This is a genomic window from Actinoplanes utahensis, assembly GCF_016862455.1.
GTDB classification, from domain to species: Bacteria; Actinomycetota; Actinomycetes; order Mycobacteriales; family Micromonosporaceae; genus Actinoplanes; species Actinoplanes utahensis.
In genome coordinates this window covers 48,245-59,581 of sequence record NZ_BOMZ01000112.1, presented here as the reverse complement: position 1 = coordinate 59,581, position 11,337 = coordinate 48,245, and the positions used below count along the sequence as shown (strand labels likewise).

Here is an 11,337-nt window from a genome sequence, read left to right as displayed (position 1 = left end):
AGATATGCCCCTGATACGAATTTTATTCTGTTTTCGTGCCATCTCGGTCCCGGTAACGTGGCGGTCGTGTTCATCAGGGCGATCCGGCTGGACGAGACACCGCACCAGGGCTATCCGTTCGATCTGCCGGTCGTCCGGGCGCTCGCCGGCCACGGCGAGTTGCGCCTGCCCACCCCGGTCACCCTGCTCGCCGGAGACAACGGCAGCGGCAAGTCCACCCTGATCGAGGCGATCGCGGTCGCCGCCGGGTTCAATCCGGAGGGCGGCAGCACGTCGTTCGACTTCGCCACCCGGGCCACCGAGTCGTCGCTCGGCGAGCACCTCACCCTGGTCCGCAACGCCGGCCGTAGACCCCGCACCGGCTTCTTCCTGCGCGCCGAGTCGTTCTACAACGTCGCCACCGAGATCGAACGCCTCGACGTCACCGCCTCCTACGGCGGCGTCTCCCCGCACCAGCGCTCGCACGGCGAATCGTTCCTGGACCTGGCCGCGCACCGGTTCGGTCCCGGCGGCCTCTACCTGCTCGACGAGCCCGAGGCGGCCCTGTCCGTCCAGGGCTGCCTCGCCCTGCTGCTGCGGATCGCCGACCTGGTCGCCGCCGGGAGCCAGTTCGTCATCGCCACCCACTCACCGATCCTGCTCGCCTGCCCCGGCGCCACCATCCTGGAGATCGGCCCCGGCGGCGCCGTCGCCGAGGTGCCCTTCGACCGGGCCGAGCCGGTCGCCATGACCCGCGCCTTCCTCGCCGACCCGGGCCGCTTCCTGAAACACCTGATCGACTGACCGTCGGCGCCAGTGAGGGCCGTCAGCGCAGGTAGGAGAGGGCCAGGGCGACGGCGAGCGCGCCGAGCAGGAACCGCAGGGCGGCCTCCGGGATCCGGCGTTGCAGGTGGGCGCCCAGGAAACCGCCGATCAGCCCGCCCAGGCCGCAGAGCAGGCCGACGACCCAGTGCGGGGCGATCTCACCGGCGCCGGTGGTGAGCGCGATCAGGCCGTACGCTCCGGCGCCCGCGATCGACGTGACGAACGTGGAGGCCAGCGCGGCGGGGGCGACGGTGGTCATCGGGATGCCGTGACCGGCCAGGATCGGGCCGAGCAGGGAGCCGCCGCCGATGCCGTAGACGCCGCCGACCGTACCGACCGCGAGGCCCAGGCCGGCGACCGTGCCGGACCGCAGCGGCGGACGGACCCGGCGGGACGGGCGGACCGCCCGCAGGCAGAGCCAGAGGCCGAGCGGCAACAGCACGGCGGCCACCACGTACCGGAACACCCGCGGGCCGGGCAGCGCGAACACCCGCAGGAACGCGCCGAGCACCACACCGGGCAGGGTGCCGGCGATCAGCAGCCGGGTCAGCGCCCGGTCGAACCCGCGTGAGCGCAGGTACCGCAGCAGGGCGCCGGGCCCGGCGACCACGTTGTAGAGCAGGTTCGTCGGGGTGACCGCGGGATTGGGCACGTGCAGCACGCTGAGCTGGACCGGCAGCAGGAAGACCGCACCGGAGACGCCGACCGGCGCGGTCACGATCGAGATCAGCAGGCCGGCGGCGAACCCGGCCAGGCCGGTCTGCCAGCCGGTGTCCACCAGGCGAACCTACCCTCCCGGGTGAACGGATGATATTCGTGTCTCACCGGCCGAACTCCTCTTGCCGTACACCTGCCAAGATCTCTAACGTCGTCCGGTCCGAACCATGCCGCGGGAGGGGTTGCCGATGCGCGACGAGGCTTTCCGCGCCTATTTCGAGCGGCATCACGCCTCGCTGTCGCGCCTGGCGTTCCTGATGACCGGCGAGTCCGAGGTGGCCGACGACCTGGCCGCCGACGCGCTGACCGAGGTGTGGCGGCACTGGGACCGGGTGAACGCGGCCGACGACCCGGTCGCCTACGGCCACGGCATCGTGATGAACCTGGCCCGCAACTGGATCCGCCGCCGCAGCCGGGAACGCCTGCTGTCGTTCGACGCGCTGCGCCGCGGCCGGGACGCCGACGTGCCGGCCGTCCTCGACGTGCGCGGGGCGCTGCGCCGGCTGCCGCATCGGCGGCGCGCCTGCGTGGTCCTGCGGTACGCCTTCGACCTGCCGGAACGTGAGGTCGCCACGATTCTGGGCATCTCCGTGGGCGCGGTGAAGAGCGCGACCTCCCGGGGCGCGAAGCAACTCGCCGAACTGTTGGGCGACGATGTCCGCATCGACGGGTGGGAGGCGGCGCGATGAGGCTCTCCGAGGAGCAGTTGCGGGCGGCGTTGCGCGCTGAGGCGGAGGCGCACACCCCCGACCGCGAGGCCATGCTGGACCGGATCTCGATGGCCGCGATGCGGGAGAGCGGTTCCACGCGGCGCCACGGGCCGGCCGGCCGTCGCGGGCCGCGGGTGCGGATGGCCGCCGTGGCCGCCGCCGTCGTCGCGATCCTCGGCGGTGGCGGTGTGGGGACCTGGGCGCTGGCCGGCGCCGACGACCGGGACGAGGCCGAACCGGCGCCGACCGTGGCGCCGGCGACCACCGTCCCGGGCCCGCCGGCGACCGCCCCGGTGAGCGCCGCCCCGCCGAGCCTCGCCACCACCCGGCCCTCCCCCGCCCGGACCACGGCGAGCAGCAGCCGGCCGCCTACCACGGCGCCCACCACCACGGCCCCGTCATCGGCGCCGGTCACGGAACGGCCGAGGAACACCCGGGAGTCCCAGGGACCGCTCTGGTCGGACGGCTCGATCGACCCGGACAGCGGCGACACCCAGGGCGCGAGCGTGATCACCCTGAAGACGGCCGAGGAGCTCACCGCGCTGGAGGTGGTGATCCGGGTGGCGCGCACCGACGGGCTGGTCTCCCGGGGCGGCACCAAGCAGACACCCGGTGCCAGTGTCACCACGTCGGTCACCGAGGAGCCGGGGGCGCTGCTCTACCGCTTCACCCTGGCGTCGGCGGACACGCTGGCGCCCGGAACCTACACGTTCACCGCGAAATACACCCATCCGTCCGGAGGACGCGACGCCGCCGGCGACACCTACCGGGCCGTCGCCGCCACCGGGTCCGCCTCCCTGGACGTCTACGGCGACTTCTTCTGAAGACCCTTCTCCGGTACGGGCCACGCAAGCTCCCGTGCCTCGCGGCGACCCCGGCAGGCGTTCCCTTGCGGCCGTCCCCCGGTGCCTCTCATGCATGCCCGTTCCGGTCACCCCCGGCCCGCCGCCCACCTCGCGCGCGACGGGCGGGGCGGGGAATCCGGCGGGAACGGTCTACGGCGTACCGGGAAAAGGGTGGAAGGCGGCGGCAGACCGCAAGTCGGCCACCGCCATGGTGGGGCGCGGGCCCCCTACTCGGTCTCCTTGACGTCCTTCAGGGCCAGCGCCTCGATGACGTTCTTGTCCGCGTTCCACTTCTGCAGGGTCGAGCCGTCACACCGGGTCATCTGGATCTTGCTGGTGTTGTTGTAGAGGTCGGCCGGCGAGAAGTAGGCGCTGTCCCGCGGTCCCATGCACAGCTCCCCGGTGCCGTCCTGGATCTGGTAGCTGGTCGCGTACTTGTCGGTATGTCCGAAGACCGTCCACTTCTGGTTGTTCCCGCCCTCGCACACCCCGCCCTCCGCCTTGATCATTCGCACGTATCCGCCGGCCACCATCGGGCTCTGCAGGCACCACGAGGTGCCGATGAAGTCACCCTTGGTGACGTAGTCGGTGATCACCCCCTTCACCTTGTTCCTGGAGGTGCCCTTCGCCGACGGGTCGGTGTCCGACGGCAGCTTCGGCAGGGTCCATTTCTGGTTCCAGTCCACCTTCTCCGGCTTCGGATTCTGCTTGCACGGCCAGGAGATGAGGAACGTCTTGGTGGGGACCAGGTCGGTGACGTCGAGGCAGCGGCCGAACTGCTTGTAGTTGACCACCATGCCCGCCTTCCGGCCGGCGTCCGAGCCGGCCATGCCGGCGCCGACCGCCGCGTCCGGTTGCCACCTGCGGTCCGCGGTGGCGCCACAGCCGTTCTTGCCGTACGACATCAGCACGTCGCCGTCGAAGTCGTTGTTGGCCTGGCCGCCGGCCCGGTAGAGGCAGGCGGTGCTGGAGAGATCGTCACCGGCGATGTTGGTGCCGAGCAGCAGGGAGCTGCTGTTGAGGCTCCACATCTGGCGGTACTTCGCCGGCGCGGTGGCCTGGCAGGTCTGCAGCGTGACCGGGGCGGAGTCGTTCGGGTTCAGCGTGGTGCTGCGCGGCCAGACGCTGTCCAGGCACAGTCCGAGGGTGCGGCTCGGGGTCTGCGAGGCGGTCAGCACGTACTGCAGGGTGTCGTTGTACGTCCAGGTCTGCTCCAGCGCGCCGGGGCTGCAGGTCTGCATCGTCACCGCCTCGCCCACGGCCCAGTCGGGATGGGTGGCGGTGAGAGCCGGGGCCGCGATGCAGTAGTCGCTTCCGGTGGTGGTGGTCTTGTACGCCCGCACCAGCCCGCCGTAGATGTTCGCGTTCGTGGTGTGCAGCACGTACGTGCCGCTCAGGGTCCGAGTGAGCGTGCCATGCGGCCCGGCGGCGGTGCCGACCGCGGTGAACCGGGCGAACGAGGGGACCTCGCTGGTGCCACTCCCGCCCGCCGCGCACGGCACCTGGTTCCTGGCGTCGGCGAGCCAGGCGTCGGTCTTGCCCTGCGGGTCGACCGCGTAATAGACGACCGACACGGTGTACGCCGAGGTGTTGCCCGCGCCGACCGTGCCGGTCATGGCGCCCCGGCACGGCAGCAGCCCGACGGCGCCGGACACCTCCCCGGTCCGGGAGTCGGCCAGCTCGGCGCTGCGCACCTGGCCGAGCCCGACGTCCAGCCCGGCCTGCGCCGCGTGCAGGGCGAGGACCCGGCGCTCGACCAGGCCGGTGTCCGAGATCCGGGTCGTCACCATGGTGGTGAGCAGCGCGCTGAGGCTCACGCCGACGATCGCGATCAGCATCGCGATCGGCATCGACCCGTCGTCGTTCCGGCGATCGCCGCCCAGGTTCGGCAGCTTGATCATGAGTCCACTCCCCGGGCTTCGATACAGGTGGTCGCGGTGAGGTCCTGGCCGGATGTGGCGTTGAGCGCGGTGAAGGTGACGTCGGAGACGCGCCTCGACTGCGCCTTGCCCGAGCCGACGGTGGCCGTGAAGGTCACCCGGAGACGCTGGTACCGCCAGCCGATCAGGGTGTTCGGCTCCGGCGAGGTCACCGTGAACGGGGTGGTCGACGTGGTCAGCGCGGCCAGGGTGGTCCACGGTGTCGGCGCGAGCGGCTCGACGTTCTTGACCCACTGCCGGCGTTGCAGCTCGCTGGTGCCCGGGCGCAGGCGCAGCTGCACGCAGGTGTCCACGCTGTTCAGGTTGACCAGGTACTCGACGTAGTAGTCGCCGCCGAGGGGCGGGCTCTGCACACTGATCCCCCGGGCGTACCGGATCTCCTTGTCCAGCTGCTTGAAGGCGGCGGCGACCTGAGTCTGCGCCTCGCTCTCGGCGTCCACCCGGCCCACCGATTGGTAGATCTCCAGGATCGCCGAGGTGGTGATGGTGACGACGATGGACATCACCACCGTCGTCGCCATCAGCTCGATCAGGGAGAAGCCCTGGTCGCCGCGGGGCAGCAACCAGGCGCGGAGCCGGCGCATCAGGCCACCTTCCAGGTGACGATCTTGCTGGCGGACACCGAGGCGCTGTCGGTGACCGTGATCGTCACGGTGGCGCCCGTGGTGCTGGTCTTCGCCGTCGGCGTTCCGGAGATCGTGCCGGTCGTGCTGTTGATCGTCAGGCCGGCGGGCAGCCCGACGGCCGTGTACGTCTTGTACGGCGTCGTGCCTCCGGTCACCGTCGGGGTGACCGCGGTGATCGCGGTGTTCACCCTGCTGTTCGTCGGGGCGGTGAAGTTCAGGGTCAGCGCGGTGCTCCACGCCCAGGTCCTGGTGAACCGCACCCCGGAGTTGTCGGTGACGACCACACCCACGTTCCAGGTGCCGACGGCGGTCGGGGTGCCGGTGAGGGAGGTGGTGGCGGCGGTCTCGGTCGCGGTGTCCTGGGCCACGCCGGGCGGGAGGCCGGTGAAGCTCCAGGTGAACGGTGCGGCGCCGTTCGTCACCAGGATCTTCTGGTTGACGGGGGCGTCGGCGGTGGCGTAGACCGCGGCCGGGTCGGCCATCGTCGGCGAGGTCGTGAGCCGCCACGTGAACCGGATGTAGTCCTGCTGGTCCGACGCGTCGGCCGCGGTGATGATCGTGGGGTACGACGTTCCGGCGGCGGCGGTCGGTGTGCCGCTGACCGTGCCGGTGCTCCGGTTGATGCTGAGGCCGGCCGGCAGGTCGGTGGCGGTCCAGGTCAGCGGCGCCGTGCCGCCCGAGTACTGCGGCGTGAAGGTGATCGCCACCCCGGTGTCGTTGTAGACCGTGGTGGCCGGGTCGACGATGTCCAGCGGCCCGGACGCGGAGCCGACGTTGAACAGCGGCTCGTCGGACTTGGAGCCGATCAGCGTGGACGTGACGAACGCGCAGGTGCCGGCCTTGCACCGGTTGTTCGGCCAGGTCACCGCGACGATCACCCGGTACATCGCGACGTAGCCGCTGCGGCCGGTGGCCTTGCCGGAGCACTCCTCGGCCGTGCCGGTCCTCCGCTCGCAGGTGTCGATGTAGAAGTGCTGCTGGTAGGTGAGCCCGTTGACGGTGACCGGCAGCGGGGTGGTCGGCAGCACGGCGGTGGCGCCGGCGCCCGCGGGGGCCTCGTCGTCGTAGGCGATGTCGTTGAACCCGCTGGTCATCATGGCGGCGACCTCGGGCACCGGAGTCTGCTCCTGCTCCTGGACGCTGTTCTTGTCCCGGCCGGTGAGGATCGCGGCGACCTTGAGCGCACGCACCCGCTCCATCGCGCTGTCGGCGAGCTGGACGGCGATCTGCCGGTCGCCCTGCTGCCGGTTGATCCGCATGGCGTTGGTGAAGTACTGGGTCAGCGCCATCATGATCACCATGACGACGGCGATCGACGCGATCGTCTCCACCATCGTGAATCCGGCATCGTCGCTGGCACGCCGGCACCGGCCGGCGCCCCGCGCGGGGGGTCGGTGCAGCATCGGTGCCTCCATCAGCCGTTCGCGTGCGGACTCATCCACAGCAATATCGGCAGAGAACCGCCCGAGTGGAGACTTTCCCGGGCAGGATGTGCGAGGGCGATCAGCCGGTGCGGTCCGCGATGTAGTCGCAGAGCGATTCGAGCGTGCGCCGGGCCGCCCCGCCGGGCAGGGTCCGGACGCTGCGGCGTGCCGTCTCCGCGTAACCGTGCACGGTCTCCCGCGCCTGTTTCAGCGCGGCCGACTCGCGCAGCAGCGCCAGCGCCTCGGCGTGCTCGGCGTCGTCGGTGATCGGGCCCTGGGCCAGCAGCTCCCGCAGCCGGGGATGGCCCTCGCCGCCCAGCGCGTACAGCACCGGCAGGGTGGGCACGCCCTCGCGCAGGTCGGTGCCGGGCGTCTTGCCGGACTGGGCCGACTCGCTGGCGATGTCCAGCAGGTCGTCGGAGAGCTGGAAGGCGATGCCGATCGCGGTGCCGAACTCGGCAAGCGTCGCCACGTGCTCCGCCGGCAGCCCGGCGAAGAGGCCGCCGAACCGGGCCGAGGTGGCGATCAGCGAGGCCGTCTTGTCCTCGACGGCCTGCAGGTGGTGCCGGATCGGGTCGCCACCGCGCGGGCCGACGGTCTCCGCGAGCTGCCCACGGACCAGCTGCGACAGCGTGGCCGCCTGCAGCCGCACCGCCTCCTCGCCCAGGCCGGCGGCCATCTGCGCGGCCCGGGCCAGCAGGAAGTCACCGACGTACACCGCGATCTTGTTGCTCCACCGGGAGTTCGCGCTGGCCGCGCCGCGCCGCAGCGGCGCCTCGTCCATCACGTCGTCGTGGTAGAGGGTGGCCAGGTGGGTCAGCTCCATCAGCACCGCCGACGTCGCCAGCTCCGGGCGGCCCGGATCACCGAGCTGGGCGCAGAGCGCGACGGTGAGCGGGCGGAACCGCTTGCCGCCGGCCCGCACCAGGTGCGCGGCGGCCTCGTCGACCAGCGGGTCCGGACTCGCCACCGCGACGAGCAGCTCCGTCTCCACGGTCGTCAGGAACTCCGACACGGAGTCCCGGACAGCCGGATCGATGAAGTCACTCAGTGCGGGGGCCATCATGATCACGAGGGTACTCGACCGCCGACAGCGTCGTTTCGGTGCAGAATCACCTGATGACCCTCATCGACCCGCTCGACCTTCTCGATTTCGACAGCCTGCTCAGCGACGAGGAACGGCAGATTCGCGAGACGGTCGGCCGGTTCGTGGCCGAACACGTCCGGCCGCACGTCGCGGACTGGTTCGAGGCCGGCACCTTCCCCCGGGAACTCGCTCCCGAACTGGGCAAGCTGGGTGTCCTCGGCATGCATCTGGACGGTTACGGCTGCGCCGGGACGAGCGCCGTGGCGTACGGCCTGGCCTGTCTGGAACTCGAGGCCGGCGACTCCGGTCTGCGCAGCTTCGTCTCGGTGCAGGGCTCCCTGGCCATGTTCTCGATCTGGAAGTACGGCTCCGAGGAGCAGAAGCAGGAATGGCTGCCGCGGATGGCGGCCGGCGAGGCGATCGGCTGCTTCGGCCTGACCGAGCCCGACTTCGGCAGCGACCCGGCGAACATGCGCACCCGCGCGGTCCGCGACGGCGGCGACTGGATCCTCAACGGCTCCAAGATGTGGATCACCAACGGCAGCGTCGCCGACGTCGCGACCGTCTGGGCCCGCACCGACGAGGGCATCCGCGGGTTCCTGGTCCCGAAGGACACCCCCGGCTTCACCACCCGCACCATCAAACGCAAGCTGTCGCTGCGCGCCTCCATCACCGGTGAGCTGTCGCTGGACGACGTCCGGCTGCCCGAGTCCGCCCGGCTGCCGCTGGCCACCGGTCTCGGCGCGCCGCTGAGCTGCCTGAGCGAGGCCCGGTTCGGCATCGTCTTCGGCGCGACCGGTGCCGCCCTCGACTCGCTGCGCACCGCGATCGACTACGCGAACGCGCGGATCCAGTTCGGCAAGCCCATCGCCGCCTTCCAGCTCACCCAGGAGAAGCTGGCGAACATGGCGGTCGACCTGAACACCGCCGCCCTGCTCGCCCTGCACCTGGGCCGCCTCAAGGACGCCGGCACGATCAAGCCGCACCAGATCAGCGTCGGCAAACTCAACAACGTGCGCCGTGCCCTGGCCATCGCCCGCGAGTGCCGCACCATCCTCGGCGGCAGCGGCATCACCCTGGAGTACTCGCCGCTGCGCCACGCCAACAACCTGGAGTCCGTCCTCACCTACGAGGGCACCTCCGAGATCCACACCCTGGTCATCGGCCAAACCCTGACCGGCCACGCCGCCTACCGCTGACCTGTGGCGTCGTTATCCTTGACCCGTCGGATTCGCTCAGGGAGGTGCGCCATCACTGCGGAAATCATCGCGCCCGACTGGATGCATCATCAGATCACGGCGGAGCAATACGACTCCTGGTCCGAGGAGCAGTGTGCCGGCATCGAGATCGTGGACGGGATGGTCGTCGTGAGCCCGAGTGCGTCCAAGCGGCACAACCGGCTGATCAAGAAGCTTGCTGTCGCGCTGGAGGCCGCGGCGGGCCCGGAGTGGAACGCGGACTTCGACTTCGATGTACGGCTGCAGGACGTCCCGTTGACGAACCGGCGGCCCGACGTCGTCGTCTACCGCGCTGACACCCTCGACGTCATGCCCGCCAGGCCCGAGCACATCCTGCTCGTCGTCGAAGTCGTGTCACCCGGCTCCGAGACGACCGATCGGGTCGTCAAGGCCATGCAGTACGCGAAGGCCGGCATCACCTACTACTGGCGCGTCGAACAGCCACCGGCCGGCGTGCCGGTCGTCCACACCTACGTCCTCGACCCGGCGAGCAGGACGTATCGCGACACCGAGGTCTTCGCCGGCCTGGTGGAGGCCACGGCACCGTTCGCGGTGCGGGTCGATCTGGCGAAAATCTAGATCAAGACCGCTTCCCGGTACGCCCCTAGCCGCGTCCCGCCTCATCCGGCGGGGTGCGGCTAAGGGCGTACACGTGAAGATGTTTATGATCTTGCCGCGTGATCCATAGAAAACTGTCCTTTGTGGCAGCGATAGGATTGATCGCGGCCTCCGCCCTTCTCGGGGCCGCTCCCGCGCACGCCGACGAGACCGAGACCGAACCGCCCGTGGTGGAGCTGGTGCTCGACGTCAGCGGGTCGATGAAGGCGGCCGACATCGACGGCGAGACCCGGATGGTGGTCGCCAAACGGGCCTTCAACGACGTCGTCGACGCGCTGCCGGAGACGACGCAGCTGGGCATCCGGGTGCTCGGCGCGACGTACGGCGGCAAGAACAAGAAGCTCGGCTGCCAGGACACCCAGCAGATCGTCAAGGTCGGGCAGGTCAACCGGGTCGCGGCGAAGAACGCCATCGCGACCCTGCAACCGACCGGCTTCACCCCGATCGGGCTGGCGCTGCGGTCGGCGGCGAAGGACCTGGAGGGCGCCGGAGCGGCCCGCCGGATCGTCCTGATCACCGACGGCGAGGACACCTGCACCCCGCCGGACCCCTGCGACGTGGCCCGGCAGCTGGCCGCGCAGGGCACCGACCTGGTCGTCGACACGCTCGGCCTGGCGCCCGACGAGAAGACCCGCAAGCAGCTGGTCTGCGTCGCGCAGGCGACCGGTGGCACGTACGCCTCCGCGCAGAGCGAGGAGGAGCTGACCGACCGGATCAAGCAGCTCGTCGACCGGGCCGCGAAGCCGGTGCCGGTCACCCCGGCCGTGGTCGCCGGCGCGAAGGACTGCGCCACCGCGCCGCTGCTGGACGCCGGCGTCTACACCGACCGGGAGCTGATCGGCGAGCACCGGTTCTACCGGGTCGCCGTCGCCGGCGACCAGGAGCTGCGCGCCTCGGTCAGCATCGCCCTGGACCGGCCGCTGAACCGGGACTACGGAATCCTGCTCAAGGCGGCCACGGTGGACGGTCGTGAGCTGGTCCGCGGGGTCGACGCGGGCAGCGGGCGCTCCGACGTGCTGTCGGCCGGCCTGCGCTGGTCCCTCACCCGCGACGACGAGGAGGAGGAGGAGGACGGGACCGCGAAGAAGTCAACGGACACCGTCTGTCTGGTCGTCAGCAACTCGTTCGCCTCGGCGACCGCGGCGCGGGCACCCGGCATGCCGGTCGAGCTGAGCATCGACGTGGTCGCGGCCTCGCAGGCGCCGGACGCGCCCGGCCTGGGCCGCGGCTGGCTGCTGCTGTTCGTGCTCGCGCTCGCCGGTCTCGTCGCCGGTGTGCTGGCCGGCTGGCTGACCCGCTGGTGGGTCGCCAAGTGGGGAGTGAACTGA

At 70.9% G+C, this 11,337-nt stretch carries 11 protein-coding genes; 6 read left to right on the top strand and 5 right to left on the bottom strand.

Translation table 11 applies throughout. The annotated features are described in order from the left end of the window. Positions 1-66: 66 nt before the first annotated feature. Positions 67-783, top strand: coding sequence for an AAA family ATPase (locus Aut01nite_RS40110; protein WP_052164564.1), 717 nt, complete (start codon positions 67-69; stop codon positions 781-783). Positions 784-805: 22 nt separating this feature from the next. On the opposite strand, the gene Aut01nite_RS40105 is transcribed toward Aut01nite_RS40110, so the two are convergent. Continuing rightward, positions 806-1,582 (bottom strand): sulfite exporter TauE/SafE family protein, encoded by a 777-nt coding sequence (locus tag Aut01nite_RS40105; RefSeq protein ID WP_043532945.1) that lies wholly within the window; start codon positions 1,580-1,582, stop codon positions 806-808. A gap of 127 nt (positions 1,583-1,709) precedes the next feature. Between Aut01nite_RS40105 and Aut01nite_RS40100 the strand changes: the two genes are divergently transcribed. Both Aut01nite_RS40100 and Aut01nite_RS40095 read left to right on the top strand, forming a co-directional pair. Further along, positions 1,710-2,210: a SigE family RNA polymerase sigma factor gene (locus Aut01nite_RS40100; RefSeq protein WP_043532944.1), complete on the top strand. Its 501-nt coding sequence runs from the start codon at positions 1,710-1,712 to the stop codon at positions 2,208-2,210. Next, positions 2,207-3,055 carry a hypothetical protein gene (locus Aut01nite_RS40095; RefSeq protein ID WP_043532958.1) on the top strand — a complete coding sequence of 283 codons (849 nt, stop codon included), beginning with the start codon at positions 2,207-2,209 and terminating at the stop codon, positions 3,053-3,055. Before Aut01nite_RS40100 ends, Aut01nite_RS40095 begins: the two co-directional genes overlap by 4 nt. A 248-nt stretch (positions 3,056-3,303) precedes the next feature. Here Aut01nite_RS40095 and Aut01nite_RS40090 read toward each other — a convergent pair whose 3' ends face one another. The 4 genes from Aut01nite_RS40090 to Aut01nite_RS40070 all read right to left on the bottom strand — a co-directional run bounded on the left by Aut01nite_RS40090 (position 3,304) and on the right by Aut01nite_RS40070 (position 8,132). Next, positions 3,304-4,977 (bottom strand): hypothetical protein, encoded by a 1,674-nt coding sequence (locus Aut01nite_RS40090; protein ID WP_043532943.1) that lies wholly within the window; start codon positions 4,975-4,977, stop codon positions 3,304-3,306. After that, entirely contained in the window at positions 4,974-5,600 is a 627-nt protein-coding gene (locus Aut01nite_RS40085) for a PilW family protein (protein ID WP_043532942.1), read from the bottom strand. Before Aut01nite_RS40085 ends, Aut01nite_RS40090 begins: the two co-directional genes overlap by 4 nt. Then, entirely contained in the window at positions 5,600-7,045 is a 1,446-nt protein-coding gene (locus Aut01nite_RS44045) for a putative Ig domain-containing protein (RefSeq protein WP_152629107.1), read from the bottom strand. Before Aut01nite_RS44045 ends, Aut01nite_RS40085 begins: the two co-directional genes overlap by 1 nt. A gap of 100 nt (positions 7,046-7,145) precedes the next feature. Further along, a complete protein-coding gene (locus tag Aut01nite_RS40070) occupies positions 7,146-8,132 on the bottom strand; it encodes a polyprenyl synthetase family protein (RefSeq protein WP_052164563.1) in 987 nt (328 codons plus the stop codon). 62 nt (positions 8,133-8,194) lie between these two features. Between Aut01nite_RS40070 and Aut01nite_RS40065 the strand changes: the two genes are divergently transcribed. The 3 genes from Aut01nite_RS40065 (at position 8,195) to Aut01nite_RS40055 (ending at position 11,337) form a co-directional block, all read left to right on the top strand. Further along, positions 8,195-9,352 carry an acyl-CoA dehydrogenase family protein gene (locus tag Aut01nite_RS40065; protein WP_201775648.1) on the top strand — a complete coding sequence of 386 codons (1,158 nt, stop codon included), beginning with the start codon at positions 8,195-8,197 and terminating at the stop codon, positions 9,350-9,352. An 81-nt stretch (positions 9,353-9,433) separates the two neighbouring features. Beyond that, positions 9,434-9,970: a Uma2 family endonuclease gene (locus tag Aut01nite_RS40060; protein ID WP_236643167.1), complete on the top strand. Its 537-nt coding sequence runs from the start codon at positions 9,434-9,436 to the stop codon at positions 9,968-9,970. A gap of 98 nt (positions 9,971-10,068) precedes the next feature. Then, positions 10,069-11,337, top strand: a complete 1,269-nt coding sequence (locus Aut01nite_RS40055; protein ID WP_204037913.1) for a VWA domain-containing protein — start codon at positions 10,069-10,071, stop codon at positions 11,335-11,337.

Bases quoted from the DNA above. Each gene is read 5' to 3' on its own strand.
- Aut01nite_RS40095 (WP_043532958.1), top strand. From the start codon at position 2,207: ATGAGGCTCTCCGAGGAGCAGTTGCGGGCGGCGTTGCGCGCTGAGGCG.
- Aut01nite_RS40085 (WP_043532942.1), bottom strand. From the start codon at position 5,600: ATGCGCCGGCTCCGCGCCTGGTTGCTGCCCCGCGGCGACCAGGGCTTC.
- Aut01nite_RS40060 (WP_236643167.1), top strand. From the start codon at position 9,434: ATGCATCATCAGATCACGGCGGAGCAATACGACTCCTGGTCCGAGGAG.
- Aut01nite_RS40090 (WP_043532943.1), bottom strand. From the start codon at position 4,977: ATGATCAAGCTGCCGAACCTGGGCGGCGATCGCCGGAACGACGACGGG.
- Aut01nite_RS40070 (WP_052164563.1), bottom strand. From the start codon at position 8,132: ATGATGGCCCCCGCACTGAGTGACTTCATCGATCCGGCTGTCCGGGAC.
- Aut01nite_RS44045 (WP_152629107.1), bottom strand. From the start codon at position 7,045: ATGCTGCACCGACCCCCCGCGCGGGGCGCCGGCCGGTGCCGGCGTGCC.
- Aut01nite_RS40100 (WP_043532944.1), top strand. From the start codon at position 1,710: ATGCGCGACGAGGCTTTCCGCGCCTATTTCGAGCGGCATCACGCCTCG.